Annotated in this window: 14 protein-coding genes; 4 read left to right on the top strand and 10 right to left on the bottom strand. The window is 55.9% G+C overall.

The window, feature by feature from the left end; translation table 11 throughout:
- Positions 1-3: 3 nt before the first annotated feature.
- Complete coding sequence (locus tag G6R38_RS26955; protein WP_166831886.1) at positions 4-2937, bottom strand: PQQ-dependent sugar dehydrogenase; 2934 nt, start codon at positions 2935-2937, stop codon at positions 4-6.
- 897 nt (positions 2938-3834) lie between these two features.
- On the opposite strand from G6R38_RS26955, the gene G6R38_RS26950 reads away from it, so the two are divergent.
- Positions 3835-5292 (top strand): alanine/glycine:cation symporter family protein, encoded by a 1458-nt coding sequence (locus tag G6R38_RS26950; RefSeq protein ID WP_206028762.1) that lies wholly within the window; start codon positions 3835-3837, stop codon positions 5290-5292.
- A 477-nt stretch (positions 5293-5769) separates the two neighbouring features.
- On the opposite strand, the gene G6R38_RS26945 is transcribed toward G6R38_RS26950, so the two are convergent.
- From G6R38_RS26945 to G6R38_RS26915, 7 genes are all read right to left on the bottom strand, one after another.
- Entirely contained in the window at positions 5770-6975 is a 1206-nt protein-coding gene (locus G6R38_RS26945) for a M24 family metallopeptidase (protein ID WP_166831884.1), read from the bottom strand.
- A 64-nt stretch (positions 6976-7039) separates the two neighbouring features.
- The gene (locus tag G6R38_RS26940; protein ID WP_166831883.1) at positions 7040-7930 is read right to left on the bottom strand and encodes a PIG-L deacetylase family protein; all 891 of its coding nucleotides are present in this window, start codon (positions 7928-7930) and stop codon (positions 7040-7042) included.
- Positions 7931-8191: 261 nt separating this feature from the next.
- Positions 8192-8884: a TenA family transcriptional regulator gene (locus G6R38_RS26935; RefSeq protein ID WP_166831882.1), complete on the bottom strand. Its 693-nt coding sequence runs from the start codon at positions 8882-8884 to the stop codon at positions 8192-8194.
- Positions 8885-9847 (bottom strand): N-acetyltransferase, encoded by a 963-nt coding sequence (locus G6R38_RS26930; RefSeq protein WP_166831881.1) that lies wholly within the window; start codon positions 9845-9847, stop codon positions 8885-8887. It lies immediately after the preceding gene.
- Positions 9844-10926, bottom strand: a complete 1083-nt coding sequence (locus G6R38_RS26925; protein ID WP_166831880.1) for a DUF3419 family protein — start codon at positions 10924-10926, stop codon at positions 9844-9846. The genes G6R38_RS26930 and G6R38_RS26925 overlap by 4 nt, the downstream gene beginning before the upstream one ends.
- Positions 10927-11067: 141 nt before the next feature.
- On the bottom strand, positions 11068-12273 hold the full coding sequence (locus G6R38_RS26920; protein WP_166831879.1) for a C45 family autoproteolytic acyltransferase/hydolase: 1206 nt from the start codon (positions 12271-12273) through the stop codon (positions 11068-11070).
- A 63-nt stretch (positions 12274-12336) separates the two neighbouring features.
- Positions 12337-12531, bottom strand: a complete 195-nt coding sequence (locus G6R38_RS26915; protein WP_166831878.1) for a hypothetical protein — start codon at positions 12529-12531, stop codon at positions 12337-12339.
- A 303-nt stretch (positions 12532-12834) separates the two neighbouring features.
- Here G6R38_RS26915 and G6R38_RS26910 point away from each other — a divergent pair, with 303 nt between their 5' ends.
- On the top strand, positions 12835-14400 hold the full coding sequence (locus G6R38_RS26910) for a sigma 54-interacting transcriptional regulator (protein WP_166831877.1): 1566 nt from the start codon (positions 12835-12837) through the stop codon (positions 14398-14400).
- 32 nt (positions 14401-14432) lie between these two features.
- Here the strand turns inward: G6R38_RS26910 and G6R38_RS26905 are convergent, their stop codons facing one another.
- On the bottom strand, positions 14433-14945 hold the full coding sequence (locus tag G6R38_RS26905) for a site-specific integrase (protein WP_166831876.1): 513 nt from the start codon (positions 14943-14945) through the stop codon (positions 14433-14435).
- Between the two features lie 120 nt (positions 14946-15065).
- Between G6R38_RS26905 and G6R38_RS26900 the strand changes: the two genes are divergently transcribed.
- Together G6R38_RS26900 and G6R38_RS26895 are read left to right on the top strand one after the other, a co-directional pair.
- Positions 15066-15254, top strand: a complete 189-nt coding sequence (locus G6R38_RS26900; RefSeq protein WP_166831875.1) for a hypothetical protein — start codon at positions 15066-15068, stop codon at positions 15252-15254.
- A 130-nt stretch (positions 15255-15384) separates the two neighbouring features.
- On the top strand, positions 15385-15930 hold the full coding sequence (locus tag G6R38_RS26895; RefSeq protein ID WP_166831874.1) for a prolyl hydroxylase family protein: 546 nt from the start codon (positions 15385-15387) through the stop codon (positions 15928-15930).
- A gap of 31 nt (positions 15931-15961) precedes the next feature.
- Here G6R38_RS26895 and G6R38_RS27930 read toward each other — a convergent pair.
- The coding region (locus G6R38_RS27930; protein ID WP_206028757.1) for a hypothetical protein at positions 15962-16358 on the bottom strand (397 nt) is incomplete at its 5' end.

Raw genomic sequence — 16358 nt, 5'->3', positions numbered from 1 at the left:
CTGTTAGGGTTCGGTCGGCGGGGTTTGCAATGATTGTAGAAAGCTCAGGAGATCCGCCAATTCTTTGGCCGTCAAGTCGCGGGCGAGCAAGTCCGGCATCAGTGACTTTTGCGCTGGGACCAATTGCTCGACATCGCTCATTGGCACGCGAACGTCTTTTCCATCGGTGCCGCGGAGCACAACCGCTTGGTCCGTTCGCTCGATCAACAGTCCCGAGATCACGCGGCCGTCGGCTGTCTGCACGAGCCACGTGCGGAATTTTTCGTCGATGACCGCGGAAGGGTCAAGGATGCTTTCGAGCAGTTGGCGACGCGAAAGTCGCTTGCCAACGCCGTCCAGCCGGGGGCCGACGTTTCGTCCCTGCTCGCTGACCTGATGACAGTTCCGGCATTGGACGCCGGTGGCGTTCAAGAACAAATCCCGGCCGCGTTTCGCATCACCATTGAGGCCGAGAATCATCGCCAGATCGACCGATTCCCCCAGCCGTTTCGATCGCCGCGATTCCGGCAGGAAGCGTTCGAACAGGCCGCGAATGTGGGGCGGCGTGCTGTCGGTCGCCGCTTCAATGATCCGCTGTTGGACCGTGGGCGAAAGCGTGCCTTCGTCGAGTGCGCTCAGCAATTGCAAGGCGCCGCTCGTTGATGCCAGTAGTTCATCGACTGCTGACTCCTCCGTCCGCATTCTTGCGAGGATTGTCGCCTGTTCTTTCCGCAGTTTTCGAACAGCCAATGACGGTTGTTCCGCGGGCAGCGAAGCGATCCACTCGCGAATTAATCCAAGACCGGATTGATCAATGACGCGGGAACCGACATGCGGCATGCGGCCGCGGCCGAGCGTTGCCATTCGATAGAACAACACGCTACGGTGAGGATCGCCGGCCGCCACGATTTCCGGAGCGAACAGTTCGAACGTGCCCTGCGTCGGGCGTTCGCCGACGAGACCCGTTCGCTCCAGCGGCAACTCGCGTCGCACTTCAAAATTCGCCGTCCCGCCGCCGCCACGGATGTGGCAATGAGCACAGTTGAGGTCCAAGTAAGACCGCGCCCGGGCCTGCAGGTCAGCACTGGTGTCGGATGGATCGGTCAGCGGGTGCGGCTGGACCTTGAGCTTCGCGAGCAGAGGGTCGGGGTCATCGAACAGCCGCATCTCGACGAGATTTGTCAGTTGATTTCGCCCGGAGCCGATCGGTCGATCGAGCTGCTCGACACGGAAGCCCTGGATCGAGCCGCTGCGGGTCGTATGGCAGACGAGGCATTCCGTCCGGCTTGCAAACCGCCACGTCTGCTGTCGACGACCAGCGGGCATCGACTCGTCGACGACGTGGTAAGTTTTTTGCGTTCCATCCGTCGGCACGAGTTCGGCATCGGTGCCATCGTCGTTCCAGGCGAACGTGTATCCCTTCCAGGTTTCGCCGTCGCGGTGTAGCAGTTGCGTCTCGACGGGTTGCCGGCGATCCGGAGCCGTTTCCAAAGAGAGCGTTTTCACGAACACGGTTTCCGCAGGAAACTCCCATTGGCCCTTGAGGTTGCCGACTTGGGCATTGCTGCTGCGGTAGACGTCGAGTTTAGAAGTTCCCGGCATCGCGATCGCCCGCTCGGCACGGGCTCCGTCCATCCACGGTTCAGCGACGATTCGGTACGGAATCACGCCGGTCGCCGGTGTTCGCTGCTCGACGGATTCGAACAAACCGGTTTCGCTCAATAGGACGGGGAACTTGCTGTTCGTTGCTTCCGCCGCGTTCGGCACCAGACGATGGATCGTGCCATCATAGCCGACGATGAATAACTCCCCCTCGCGGGTTTCGCCGAAGGTAATGATCGCGAGCGAGGAGTCCGCGATTTCCTGCCGCTCCGTCACCTGACCGTCCTGGTCACGAAAGCTCCAAAGTTTGCCGGTGACGTAATCGCCGTAGATGTAGGCCCCGCGGAGTTGCGACAGCCGATCGCCGCGGTAGACGGCCCCGCCGGTGATCGAACGCGATTCGATATGCGAATGGGCGGCCGCTGGAGGCCGAATCGGCGTCGGTCCGCGGGGAATTTCCGGACGCACCGGTTGCGGACCTTCCGTGATGCTCCACCCGTAGTTGCCACCGCTTTCGATGCGATAAATCATCTCCCACAGTTCCCAGCCGACATCACCCACCCACAAGTTGCCAGTGTCGTCGAAGCTCATCTTCCACGGGTTCCGCAGCCCGTAGGCCCAGACTTCCGGTCGAGCGCTGTCGTGATCGATGAACGGGTTGTCTGGCGGGATGCGGTACGGTCGATCTTGGCTCGCACCGCGGACATCGATTCGCAAAATCGACGCGAGCAGATCAGAAATGTCCTGGCCGGTGTTCAAGCCATCCGGGGGGCTCGGCGAACTCGCATCGCCCGTCGAGATGTAAAGCAAACCATCGGGACCGAACCGCAGGCAGCCACCGTTGTGGCCGCCGGACTGCCATTCGATCAGCACGAGTTCGCTCTCCGGCTCGACCCGCGGCGGGTTCGCATCAGTAACAGTAAATCGGGAGACTTTCGTGCCACGCGGATCCTGTCTCTCGGTGATGTAGCTGAGGTAAACATACCGGTTTTGCTGGTACTCGGGATCGAAAGTCAGGTCGTATAACCGCGTGAGGCCCGTGATTTCCGCCGGTCCGTCGAAGAACAGATCCGCCCGGGTCACGTCAGGCTGGTTCGGAAAGGAATACAGCTTCCCGCCGAGTTCCGCGACGAACAGGCGGCCGCTGCCCGGTGCCGGCATCATCGCAACTGGCCGATCGAACTTAAGACGAGGAAAGACACGCTCGGTGCGATACGGTTTCGGTGGTTCCGGTGAACCGTGCACACGCGACGTTGTCCACGCTGGCCGCGACGAATCATCAGCCGGTGCGGCTGTAGCCAGCGTCAAGAAGAATCCTGCCGACAGAAACAGCGAAAGACGAAGCGAGATAGGCATATCGGCACCGAAGGGAGGCTTGTGCAAAATGGATCGCCCTCAAGTACAAGGTCCCGGCATTACGAGACAACGTGCGCTCAAGATCAGGTGGCATCGTAACCCGAGTCATTCAGAAAGGTCAAAACAGCCGCTTTCACCACCCCCTGGTCAATCATCCGCAGCATGGAACATTGACATTCAACTTTGTCGGTACACTCTCCAACATCCTCACCGCTGATGTTCCCCAACCCACTGACTTTTCCCCGTGACTCTGTCCGACAAAACTACGGTTTTCTAGTCGCTTCGTTTTTAAATATTCTCCGAGGAACCAACAAAGCAGCTTGAGAGCGACTGGTTCGAAACCATGGCCGAAACATGACTCGAGCGGCCGGACGACTGACATGATGAAGAGCACTCGTGGTCACTCGTGAAATCCTTGCAACCACAAAAGGGTTGACAGTCAGTCGCGTTATCGATGCCCCATCGGATATAGCCATCCGACCGTAGTGTCAGTTGCGATCCTGGAGCGCTTCCGTACTTGATCTGTCGAAAAGCAATCTATAACCTGGCGACCACCTCTCGAAAACCACGACGCACGACGTGTCGTCAACCACCCGCTTTGAATTTGACTGAGCACAGAAAGTTGCAACCCCCAATGATGACCAATCCGGTCGTGACGAAATTGCGCTCTCCCGATTTCACCTCGTATGGAATTCTGTGGAAATGAGACAGTTTCAACTTGTTTTGCCGTTCTTTTTACTGTGTCTTTTCGGGCTGACTCCGCTGGGATCGCACTCGGCATTCGCTTTCCAGCAGGATAGTCAATCGATTGCTCAGTCTGATGCCGAATCCGTCAGCGATGAGGTCGCCCGAAAAGATAATGGAATCACGGAGCAGAACACGGCCAACCATGATCCGATGCGACAATTTGAAGCGAAAGTCGATGATATTGCCGGCGTCTGTGTTGACGGTTTCGCCTCCGTGTTGTTCTACGACGTCCTCGGTGTTCCGTTAGTTGTGCTGTGGCTAGTCATGGGAGCTGTGTTCTTCACGCTTCGCATGGGCTTCATCAACTTCCGCGGTTTCTGGCACGCGATTCAGGTCGTCCGTGGGAAATACGATGACCCCAACGATTCGGGTGAGGTCAGTCACTTGCAAGCGTTGGCTGCCGCGTTATCGGCGACCGTCGGGTTGGGGAACATCGCGGGCGTGGCGATTGCAGTGATGGTCGGCGGTCCCGGCGCCACGTTTTGGATGATTCTGTCTGGCCTCTTGGGGATGTCGAGCAAATTCACTGAATGCACACTCGGTCAGAAATATCGCTCCGTCCGACCGGATGGCACGATCATGGGCGGACCAATGCATTACCTCTCGCGTGGGTTGGCGGAAATTCAACTTGGTCAAGTGAGTCTTGCCGGTTTTGGCAAATGCTTAGCCGTCACGTTTGCCGTGCTTTGTGTGGGTGCGTCGTTCGGAGGGGGTAATGCGTTTCAGGTGAACCAATCGCTCAATGCCGTCCAAGAAACAGTGCCCGGACTGGAAGACTACCGTTGGGCTTACGGGTTGATTATGGCCGTCGCTGTGGGAATTGTAATTATTGGCGGCATTCGTCGGATCGCCGCGACCGCGGAACGAATCGTGCCGTTGATGTGCGCCATCTATTTGCTAGCCTGCCTGTGGATTCTGGTGATGAACATCACGCACATTCCGGATGCCATCAGCAAAATCTTCACGGAGGCGTTTTCTCCGAAGGCGGCCTACGGCGGATTCTTGGGCGTGTTGGTCATGGGGTTTCGCCGGGCCGCGTTTTCCAACGAAGCCGGGGTGGGATCGGCCGCGATTGCTCACTCCGCGGCAAAGACAGATTATCCCGTTCGGGAGGGAATAGTCGCATTGATGGGCCCGTTTATCGATACGGTCGTCATTTGCACCATGACAGCATTGGTGATTGTGATCACAGGAGCCTATGCCGACCCGGAAAACGCTCACTTCGTCGCGGAGAATAACGGAGCGGGTTTGACTTCAACTGCGATGTCCACGCAGATTTCTTGGTTTCCGTATTTGTTATCGTTCGCTGTCGTCTTGTTTGCCTACTCCACCATGGTGTCTTGGTCATACTATGGCGAGCGGTGCTGGGTTTATCTGTTTGGCGACCGATACTCGCTGTGGTACAAAATCATCTTTCTCGTTTTCGTGTTCTTGGGCTCGGTGGTGTCGGCGTCTAATGTCATGGAATTCAGCGATCAGATGATTCTTGGTATGGCGTTTCCCAATATTTTGGGAGTCGTCTTATTGTCGGGGAAAGTCAGAAACGACTTAGACAAGTATTGGCACAAATACAAGTCCGGTGAACTGGACGCTGAAGTTGAAATCTAGTGCCTCACTCACGGCTCTGATTTCGGGCGGTATTGAAATCACAAACTCTATTGTCACTGCTTGTGAGTTGACCAACCCCAACTCCCCAAATAGATCCTTTGCGAGGTTGTGTTGATTGAAGACTGAGCGTTTGGGTGTTTTACAGAAGCATGATGTCGATCAAGGCCAGTCGACTCTCTAACATCAAGCGATCCAAGCCTTCGTGATTCCCGAAGGCTTCCCCCCTCTTGCGAAAACGCGAGGCACGTGAGCGGCGACAGACGGCGATCACGGTCTTCTCGCTTCCAGAAGTTGAGAGGGCAGTACGTGACGCTGTCTGTCATCAGGAAACACCAGCACAAATGCGGGCAGTTCGGTCGTGCTGATCAGGCCGAGACCCGCAAAACATTCCCGACCTTCGCGACACAGCAGGTTTTCGATCTGACTCAACTGCATCCTTGCCTGGGACTTATCAGAGTTTAAGTTTCTTGGCTTGTGCTATTTGACTCTTAACGCACGTCGGATGAACTGGCCTTGGATTCGTGTTCTGGGTTTCCATGCCGTCATTGTGAGGTCTTCGATTTTTTGAGGAGCATTCGTCAGCAGTTCGTAGCCATCGCGGGTCACGCGAATCGTGTCTGAATGGCGGCAGCCACCGAAGCCTTCCAGATAAATCCCCGGCTCAATGCTAACGACCATGTCTTCGGCTAGCGTCTCGGTGCTGCCTTCGGCTAGGAACGGACCTTCGTGATGGCTCAATCCGAAACCGTGGCCTGTCCGATGCAGACGCTGGTCTTCTCCGCCAAAGCCTTCCTGTGATAGAAAAGCGTTGACACTCCCGTCGATCTCCGCACAGGATGCACCGGGGCGGAGCATTCCCAATGCAATTCGGCGGGCTTCTTGCATGGCTTTGAAGACGCGGCGACTTTCGGGACTGGGCCGTTGTGTGAAATAGGTCCGTTCGCTTTCCGCAGCGTAACCGTTGACACGGGTCAACACCAACGCCACGTGCGGGCCAGCCTCTAGACGGTCGGCTAGTTGTGGGATTGAATGCGGCATGGCACTTTGGGGGGCGGCCCAGGTCGCCATCAGGACTCGGGTTGTGATTGGGTCCCAATCGGGCGTTTCCCGAATAATTCGAGCGGTCACTTGGCGCGTTCGGGCAAAACCCTCAGCGACGGTCGAACCATTGTAAGACGCCGCAAAGAGTTGATTGACTCCAAAGTCGGCATAGCGTGCGGCACGGGCTATCATTTGGATCTCCATCGGAGATTTGACGGAACGCAACTCTTCGACGAGCGGTTTGCAACAAACGCGTTCCCTCGGCAACTCAGATTCGATGTCCTGCCGAAGCGAAGGTTCGACACCGATCATATGATGGCCCTCAAGGAGCGAAAGAAGTCGTTCTGGCCAACCCTGTCCCTCGGGAGCGGGATAGTCTCGGTAAGTTTGGATTTTCTCTTGTGCAAGATTTCGGGCCTTTTGCATGTGCCGCTCATCGAGTTTCGGCACCAAGAGTGTCGGTGGTTGGTTTGGGAAAACGAGCAGAAAGAACGGCCGTTCCAACGGTTCGAAACCTGCTCCCGTCAAGTAATAGATGCTCTCGAACGCCGAGACAACGAAGACATCGAGTTCAGCACGCTGGATTTTTTCCTGTAGGCCCGTCAATCGTTGCTGGTATTCGTCATTTGATATTTGAAGCATGCCGATCCTTTCTCATTTGTTGATCTCTCAGTCTGCCGGCGGACAGAGAGATGTCGTACCTGTTTCACCGCAACTCGTTAGTTACGGGGTCAAAAGCCAAGAAATGTTCCTGGTCGAAAAACTCAAATAGCAACCAACCCGGGACGGGGTATGCCTGGTCCAAATGCTGGGAAGTATGGGTCCGCCAGCCTGTCAGTTTCGCAACTTTGTCTATCGGCATTGAGTAGTTCGGACTTGGTTGAACTTTCGCAACAGTTCGAAGCTTCTCATCTCCCAGCATCTGTAGTGCTCGCTTGGGAGCCAGAATATATAGAAGAGAATCTGGAACATGTGCGGAACCTAACTCTGGCTTGTACTCGGAATCGGCAGCGTAAACGATCGCTCTCGTTGTTAGGCGTCCTGTTTCTTGGTGATCGATATGGCCAGAATACCCACCGTCCGGGTCGAAGCTGAGAATCAGATCAGGCTTGTCGCGCCGAATCTGCTCGACAAGACGGTCGACCAATTCGCTCTGCCCCTGCTTTGGCAGTAGGCTCAGCTTTCCATCCGGGTAGTCCCACACATCCTGTCTGTCAATACCCAGGAAGAATCCGTAGCATCGCAGTTCCGCTTCACGAACAAGTTTCAAGTCTTCCTTCCGACAGATCGGTGGATCCGGGTAGCCCGCTTCGCCTCTTGTTAACGTAATGGTATGGACGAAAACAGAGTTTCGTTGCCCGGCATCGGCAAGAAATCCCGCTGCGAGTGTCTCATCATCTGCATGTGCAAATATCCCTAGTACTGATTGAGCCTTGAAATACGCAACGAGTGAGTCCACTTGTTTTGCATTCTTCTCTTCAAAGAGCTCGTTAAACCAATACCCTGCCATCAGCGTCCCGATTGTCACCACGATCAAAACAGCCACAAGAAATAACCTCAGTCGCTTGAATCGACGCAAGAACGAAAAGTGTTTCATAAACCAGAGTCCATAAGTCAATGAGAGTAAGATGCCAGACGGAGAGCCGACGGAGAAGAAGGTGAAACCAAGGAGGTTCTGCTTCTGTCGACTGGAGAGACGTGCCGAAACCTGCTGTTTCGGTGTTTCTTTGACTTGCACTGTTTAATACAGCGTTATGAACTTCTTCCTGCACAGCCAAGTTCATGCCGCGCTGCAGGTACCGCCTAGCAACAGTTTGCGACGAAGTTTGAAATCATAGTTCTCACACTAGGGATACTTTCATGTCTCTGCTTCGAGCAGGTCCCGGTAGAGCCGATCAAAAATGTAGGCTCCGAGTGCCAATCCCTGTTCGATGTATTGGCGTCGATTGGTATCGTGCCAGGCGGCTTCAATGATTGCGAAGAACTCTTCGGCGTGGCGGGCGTCAATCTCCGCATGAAGCCGGTAGTGGATGAGATTCTCTGCGGGAACCCAACCGCGTTGCACAACAGCGCTGCCAATTGCGGCTGAGATTCCGGAAAAGGCGTACTCAATGATCCCCATGCAAGCCAGTCCCGTTTCCAACTCGTCCAGGACACAGGCCGCATTCAAGGCGTTGTTGAACGCGTGAACGGCTGGCCCAATTTGGGCCTGGTTCGGAACTCCAGGATCGCGACCGAGCGTATCGAGGAACTGGCAAAACGTTGTCTGGTGAAAGGCTTGTTCGTCGAAATCGCCGTGCTCCTCGTTCAGATTTCGAAGAATGTCGAGACGCTGTCTCGGCTCTGGAATCCGAGCGACCAGAACCGCCATGGGACGCGGAAAGAAGCTCACCGCAAATAGGAACTGTTCCTGCGTCCGACGGAATTGGCTTTGTGACATGCGGCCGCTCGAAAGCGCTGCGAAGTACGGATTGTTTAGCACTCCGGTCGTTTGTAGGACGGCGTCCGCACAAGCGGTGACATGTGGGGCGTGACTTGTCGAATTCGTCATTTAGATCTCCGCTGTGTTGATGTGCCAACGCCGGTCGGGTTCGAACGCCACGCCAAACACTTTGGCCGACGTCAAGATGGCGTCACTTTCGGCGAGTGCTTTTCGAAAGTCCGCCGCGTCCTCGCCGGGAACTGCGACGAATAGACCGGTAAGATGGTGACTCGAAGCACACCTCACTGCGTGTCGTAGCAACGCAACGCCGTCGCGGGGTGTTTGATAAGTAAAGCCCGAAAGGTGTGCACTTCGCAGTTCGGTTCCGTCGCTTGTGATTAATCGTTTGGCGTGACAGGTGTCTTCCAAGCGTCCACACGCCCGGCCGTTTGGTTCCATCAGCCAAATCGGCGACATTTCCGACCGCTCCTCCGGATGGCCGTCAAGGCAGACGTATGCGTCGGCACTCAGTTTCTCGCAGCAGACGTGTGCTTGTTCCGGCGTAGTCACCCAACGTGAACTGGGCGAATCGGGAGGCTGTGAAGCGGGCAATCGCAGAATCGCAATGCGTCCGACTTCGGAGAAACTCGGGATGCCGAGCCGTCCTGTGTAACGCGACGGCATGTGTGCTGTTCCCTCCATGACGATGGCGAATGCTCCGTCCACACGCGTGCCATCGATTTGTGACGAGACCCAATGACGCACCGCATCCGCCAAACGCAGCAGAGTCTTCCCACCGCGTCTTGCTGGATCGATCTTGAGATCACCGAAGTAGATAACGATGCGTTCGTCCCCTTTGGGGGTGACGAGACGGCGAATGCTCGCCCCCAGTACGCCGGCGATTCGTCCGTGTGACTCGGCGACAAAACACACCCCTTTGCCCAGGGCACGAAAGAATCGAGGGTAGTCCTCACCATGCGAAATGCGGAACGTCTGTCCTTCGCCAAGTGGATAGGCAAATTGCTCCTCGAATCGCATCAACTCGTGAGTCAATTGTTGTGAAGGTGCCGAGGAAAGTTGATGCACATTCATCGCATTGTCCCCCAATGCAATTCGCGATAGAAGAAACTACGATCGCATGAATGCAGTTGGGCTGCCTCGATCGTGTGCCATTCAAAACGGTTGCTCAACTCACGTACTCTGAGCGTCGAGTTCAATTGACGAATCAGCACGGAACCGCCCGGTCGCAGCGAGTCCCAGGCTGCTAATATCGTTGATCGCGCTTCGGCCGCTGGAAGCCAGTCCAGAATGTTTGAAAGGAAAACGAAGTCGAATGCGCCAACTGCCTCGCGCAACGCATCGGCCATGAACGCGTTCGTCCATGAGATCTGCGGCATGCCGGTGCGAATCGGTAAGTTGTACCAAGGAGCCTCATGCCCCTCGGGATAGCGTCCGGCAAGCAACTGCCAGAGATAGGGGTTTTCGGCAGCGGGCAACGTGGACAGACAATGTCTGAGTCGGCTTGCAAAATGTCGCGAGAAGGGCTCAACGGCATTCCGAGTCGCGTCCGCCCCGAACAGCCTGACCAAGTTCGGCATCGTGAAGACAGCATCGAAAGCCTGATCGATGCGTTGCCCGAGCGATGTTGAATTTGCGACTCGTCGGACTTGCTCCGCCGGATCGGATAGCCGAAGTAAAGCCTCGACATCCTCTGAACAGTCGCTCAATTCGTGACGTAACGCTGCAAAAACACATTCATAGCGACCGGCATAGTCTGGACCAAGACAAGCGACTTCCGGCGGCGAACCCAGTGCATCGGCTGGTAAGTCAAGCGCCGACAACTCCGCTTCCAGCCACACTTGCCGTCTGTCGGTTGCCATCGGAGTGTGACCGAGCAACGCCAATCGGGATGCCGGATCGACGGTCTCTAATAGTCGAAGTTTGAGACGTGACAATGCGAGTTGCGACGGATTGGGATCGACCAGATGGATTCGGGCGACATTCGGAACTGCCGCCAGATGAGCGGCGGTGCAACCACCGGACGCGACGATCGCCACATGTGTTGCGGGAGGTGCTTGTTCCACCACCCGCCAATCAAGCAGTGAATCTTCACGGACCTGAGCAAAGGCCACCGGCAATCGCGCGGCTTCTAGCGCCCATGGCGAGATCATGTTTTTCTCCCTGTCATTTGACACTTGCTGAGCTTGGGTGTGCCATGTTTTTGGGGGCAAGAATTCGTCACCGGCCAACACGAGTGTCAATCCTTTGCAGTTGAGTCTTCTTCTGTCGACTGCGTGAACGCGTTGTGTGTTTCAGTGAAGTCGAAACTCTTGGAAGTCTGCTTGGCAGGCCGTCCCGTAGTGCACGCGGATCGCGCGTTCGGACGGGAGCAGTTGTAAGCAAGCAGTGGTGTGCCAATAGTTGCTATGCATGCAGAGCGTCTCGCTGCTCGGACTTTCGTCGGAGCCGTGGTCCGAGAGCAGTTCTTGCAAATCGCGAAGGCCGAATTGTCTGCCAGTTGTCAAAGTTTCGAATCGAAGGTCGCGTGACTCGGCCGATGCGTGGACCCGAATGTTCCGCAGTGGAATCGGTGCATGATGGTCGTAGATTGATTGGCGAGATAGTTCGACGTCACGTGTCGGACGGCACTGAAAACGGTTTGTATGCGTCAGTAAATCGTGATTGTCCAAACCGAAACGGACGGCCGACCGTGTGTTCGTCAACTCGACGGAGGCAATGCGACCCTCGGCGTCACCGAGCATCAAGAGACCGCCACCCCACCGCCGCGAACGCGTCAGGTACTCGATCGCTTCCGGCACCAAGCGAAACTGCCCAAGCATTTCGGCGATCCGCATAGAGATCGTCGGTGCTGGCTCGGATGAATCAACGCCATAACCATAATTATAAGTCACTGCCAGCCCGGCTTCGTTGACTCCGTCGACAGTCCCAACCAACGGAGCTGCCGTGAATTCCAGCGAACGGAACCCGTCCGTCGGTCTGTTCTCGCGGATTGTGTAGAGCGGCTGCACGATTGGCAGGTAATCGAAATTATGGGCCAGCAATGGCAGACCAGTTGATGAGCGAGAACCAGTCACCGCGATCGCCGAACACGCCCCCGAGACCGGCACATGGGTCATGCTCGATACATCGGACAACGCAGGTTCCAGGGCATTGAGCAGGCAAATCGCAGAGAAGTCGAGACCCGAGCCCTCAGCAATCCCATGGAGCCGATCACGCGTAGCCGTCCCGGCTTTTTCGTCGGCGAACGCTTTCATGAGAAACCGATAGGCTCGCATGGCAGCAAACCGACGAAATGCACGCAGCGGCAGAATAGGGGTCTTCATCAACTGGAACGCTTCGAGTTGCAGGACTGTCGCCCATGCCAACTGAATCCGTTCCTGCAACGCCTCACCCTGGGCACGCCCCATTTCTCGGGGAGTGCCGCTGCAAAGGACATCCAGACGCGGCTGAACGACACGGGATAGTGCACCCGGCAAAGTTCCATTACAAGGAGTCATTGTGTCACCAAGCAAGATTGTTGACGGAGTCGGAAAACGGATCTGAGTCGTTCGTCGATCTGCTCATTCAGCCGTCGACGCATCGTCTCGGCCGAAATTGGCAGATCGCTCATGCCGAATACCATTCTCTTCCAGCACGTCTTTGGTCGCCTGCTGAGCCGAACCGAACACGTTCTGAGGGGCCACTTTCCGCCAAGGATAAAGCAAATTCGACGGCCGCTGGGTGGCATAGACACGGACAACGGCGGACTCAACCAAGGGCTTCGTTTCATCCGCGTCAATCCCCTGAAGCGGGGGTCGAGAAGGCTACGATACAACCAAGAGTGAACCGAACAGTCGCAGCAACAGGAAGTGAAGGCATGTTGAATCCTTTGAAGGAAAAGTGAACGTGCTCCCTTCTGGCGAATGTCGTTCCGAAAACGCAGTGAAATCTCAAGTGCCTTCACAGCAACGGTTTACAAAACGTGCCTTTTTCAAGAACGAGAAGAACCCGGCAAGGGGGCGCCTTTCTTTGTAAGCTGCACTCCAAAATTTGTCGCATGTTTCGATCAGGAGTGGTCAATGAGCATTCTGACGACTGAAGAACGTCGTATCGCAGAGGCTTTGGCTGGGATCGGTTACTGCAACCCGTTTTTGCCGGAGCGGATGGTGCTGGAGCGGATCGCACTTGGCAGCGATTGCGAATCGGACAGGGTCGCTCTAAGCCATCAACCTGGTGCCTCGTTCAAAGAGATGTTTCCCAACCAGCAAAAACTCTGCTCGCTAGCCAAACAACTAACCGACAAGTTCCGCGCCGGAATCATTCGCGAAGCAGCGATCAATGAACGAGATCGGCTTCTCTATGAGGATCTGGCTCTTTACCACCTCTACACCGAATACATAAGTCCGTTGGATCAATTGACCTATCAGAGCGAACTGACGGCCGAGAGCCCATTCCCGCTGTGGGAGCAGTTTCAGCAGGATTTCAATCACTACCTACAGCTACCGGAAGTGACACTACCCGATGCATTCGAGCCCGAGCATGTGTTGGCTTGCTTCTATCAGATCGAGCGGGCGTTTCACCTAATTTTCGATTTTCTGATCGGCGCATCGGTGCCCATGACCCGCCTGCGAGCCGCGGTCTGGCAGTCCATTTTTACCCACGATATGCGGCGTTATGCCCGCGGTCTTCATCAGCAGATGCACACGATCTCCACATTGATCACCGGCCCGTCCGGCACGGGTAAGGAACTTGTCGCCAAAGCGATTGGGATAGCACGGTACGTTGAGTTCGATCCGAGCACAAAAACGTTTCCCGCTCAGAACCCAACAAACTTTCGGGCAGTCAATCTAGCAGCACTCGCGCCGACACTCATCGAGTCGGAAATGTTTGGACATATCAAGGGGGCATTCACCGGAGCCGTCGAAGATCGAACCGGGCGATTGGAAAGTGACGACAAAAAGACGACAGTCTTCCTAGATGAAGTGGGTGAGCTGACCTCGGAGATTCAAGTGAAATTGCTTCGGGTCTTGCAGACTCGGGAGTTCCAACGAGTCGGTGAATTCGGGGATGCGCGAAAGTTCGAAGGCCGCCTAGTTGCTGCCACAAACCGGGACCTGGCGGCCGAGATGCAGTCCGGCCGTTTCCGTGAAGACTTCTATTTTCGGCTGTGTGCGGACACAATCCGCACGCCCAGTCTTCGCGAGCAACTCGCCGAACAGCCGGACGATCTCGCGCGGATGGTCCGTCATATCGCGACCGACGTACTTGCCGACATGCCGGGAGAAGTCGAACAGCTTACGACCGAGGTCGTCGACTGGATTGAATCGCATCTCGGGACCGATTATCCCTGGCCTGGCAATATTCGCGAACTTGAGCAGTGCGTCCGGAGCGTCATGGTTCGCAAGCACTACCACCCGCCGTACCGTGCTCAGCCAAATTGCTCAACGGCTCTCGAGCGGTTTGCCCAAGACGTCATTGCGGGGCATTTAACGGCAGAGGAAGTGCAGAGGCATTATTGTTCTCTCGTCTATGCTCAGTCAGGGAATTACCGAGCCGCCGGAAGACACCTAGGCGTCGACTGGAAGACCGTCCGAAAGAAGGTCGATTCTCAGTTGGTCGAACTCTTTCGGGCGTCTGCCGAATGATGGCACTGCATGATCGGCACGGATTACCGACGCTACCCACCCTCCGCGAAGACTTCGGCGATGCGTAGTTCCTCCCGCAGCCACCGGATGCCATCCTCCAACACGGTCTGGGGTGCAGCGGCGTAATGACGATCGACGACCGATCTCGGCGCATGGCCCAGAAAGTGATCATAAATTGACACGAAGCGAGGTTGGGAACGAAGGAGACTCGCGGAGGTCTTGCGGAAACCGCTCAAGGGCAAATCCACGTCGCGCCGCTTGCACAGGCGATTCCATGCCGAGCGGATGTTGTCCGTCTTTTTGTATTTTCCGGACTCCAGTAGTGTTTCGGTCAGCAGCGGTTCCCCCCGTTGGTTGAGAAGGACTCGGGTTCCGCTCTCCGTTTGCTCTTGCTGAAGGAGGGCCAACGTTTCCGGCCAAAGAGTATACCGCACGATCGGGACACTGGTTTTGGTCCGTTTTCTCGTGATCGTACCCTGCTCGAAGTCCACTTCGCTCGGCAAGAGATTGGCAACATCCGCTTGTGTGAAACCACGATTCAACATGAGCAAGATGTAAAGTCGGGTTCCACGGGCTCGCTGAGGCGATCGGGGAGGCTGGCGAGGGGGAAGCCGACTCGGTGTTCGCGTTGATGCGTCACAACGACCTGCGGCAAGAGTTTCCCCATGCGGGACGGATTCACCGATGGCGACGTGGAACTTCGGGACGCTGAGATTGTGCGGCGGATTGTTGCTGTGGCAGAAGGCAATAAGCTGGCATTCGGTGAAGACAAACGCCTGCCGCGTATTCAAACTGTGGGACGAGTTTCATTCACGCCGTTTGCCGCGCGAAAATTATGTGGTCAATTGGCCTAACGGATTCGACACACCTCTCTTCCACGTCAGAAATTGACTAGCATGACCGTCGCGAGTATTCTCAAATTGGATGGTCAAGAGAAAAACAAGTGAGGTTGCACGTAACTCGTTGTTCAGACGCGAGGCCACGATGAAACTGGAAACGCTGGAAGGCGATGACCTTTTCGTGATCCACGACTTGATGTCGGCCGAAGATTGCCAGGAACATATCGACCGCAGCGAAGCTCTCGGCTACGAGACGTTTACGATTGGCGGCGAAGTTGTGCATAACTATCGCGACAATTCTCGCGTCATTGTGGATGATCCCGCGCTTGCTGATGCGTTGTGGCAAACGGCCGCAGGTATGCTGCCGGCCAGACGTGAGGGCATGGTTGCGTCTGGACTAAATCCTCGGTTCCGCTACTACCGCTACAGCGGCACTGAATCATTTAAGCCACATCACGATGGGTCAGTTCGGATCGGCCGCAGCGAAAGCCTGCTGACGTTCATGGTGTACCTGGCGAATGTTGGTTCGGGCGGCGAAACCCGATTCTACGCACGTGGGCTTGGTGTTACCCACGAGATCAAGCCGGAAGCTGGGAAGGCACTAGTGTTTGATCACGGCCTGTTGCACGAAGGCGTCGCAGTAACGGAAGGCACGAAATACGTACTACGCACGGATGTCATGTACGGGTAAAAACCACATGCTAGTGTGATGAGGCGTCGGTCTATGCCGTTGGAAACCTGGGCAATTTCGCCTGTGCAACCCAACTACCGAATACACCAGAGCGGCGGACACGGTCGAGTGTCTTGTAAACGCATGTTCGTCGGCAATTGGTGGTTCGGTTGAGCGACAACGAGAAATCCCGGTTGTGTTTTGGAATAGTTGAATTCGTCGACTTCGCTTTGGTCTGCTTGGCGGTTTCCACTCGGTCGCCGTGCGGGCGAAAAACATCTGCGAACGGATTTGCAGCATAGGCGTCACGTATTGCAGGGAAACTGCCGGCCCACTCAAGAGCAGGGATATCAGCGGCGACCCCCAGCTTGGAAGCAACGAGTAACTTGGCGCGGCGTTGATCGGCAATGAAGGCTTGGAGGAGTGCGAGACTCACTGCTTTGCCGCAT

It is taken from the genome of Thalassoroseus pseudoceratinae (assembly GCF_011634775.1).
Taxonomy (GTDB): Bacteria; Planctomycetota; Planctomycetia; order Planctomycetales; family Planctomycetaceae; genus Thalassoroseus; species Thalassoroseus pseudoceratinae.
This window is presented reverse-complemented; position numbering and strand designations above follow the sequence as displayed.

Bases quoted from the DNA above. Each gene is read 5' to 3' on its own strand.
- G6R38_RS26955 (WP_166831886.1), bottom strand. From the start codon at position 2,937: ATGCCTATCTCGCTTCGTCTTTCGCTGTTTCTGTCGGCAGGATTCTTC.
- G6R38_RS26950 (WP_206028762.1), top strand. From the start codon at position 3,835: ATGCGACAATTTGAAGCGAAAGTCGATGATATTGCCGGCGTCTGTGTT.
- G6R38_RS26945 (WP_166831884.1), bottom strand. From the start codon at position 6,975: ATGCTTCAAATATCAAATGACGAATACCAGCAACGATTGACGGGCCTA.
- G6R38_RS26940 (WP_166831883.1), bottom strand. From the start codon at position 7,930: ATGAAACACTTTTCGTTCTTGCGTCGATTCAAGCGACTGAGGTTATTT.
- G6R38_RS26935 (WP_166831882.1), bottom strand. From the start codon at position 8,884: ATGACGAATTCGACAAGTCACGCCCCACATGTCACCGCTTGTGCGGAC.
- G6R38_RS26930 (WP_166831881.1), bottom strand. From the start codon at position 9,847: ATGAATGTGCATCAACTTTCCTCGGCACCTTCACAACAATTGACTCAC.
- G6R38_RS26925 (WP_166831880.1), bottom strand. From the start codon at position 10,926: ATGATCTCGCCATGGGCGCTAGAAGCCGCGCGATTGCCGGTGGCCTTT.
- G6R38_RS26920 (WP_166831879.1), bottom strand. From the start codon at position 12,273: ATGACTCCTTGTAATGGAACTTTGCCGGGTGCACTATCCCGTGTCGTT.
- G6R38_RS26910 (WP_166831877.1), top strand. From the start codon at position 12,835: ATGAGCATTCTGACGACTGAAGAACGTCGTATCGCAGAGGCTTTGGCT.
- G6R38_RS26905 (WP_166831876.1), bottom strand. From the start codon at position 14,945: ATGTTGAATCGTGGTTTCACACAAGCGGATGTTGCCAATCTCTTGCCG.
- G6R38_RS26900 (WP_166831875.1), top strand. From the start codon at position 15,066: ATGCGGGACGGATTCACCGATGGCGACGTGGAACTTCGGGACGCTGAG.
- G6R38_RS26895 (WP_166831874.1), top strand. From the start codon at position 15,385: ATGAAACTGGAAACGCTGGAAGGCGATGACCTTTTCGTGATCCACGAC.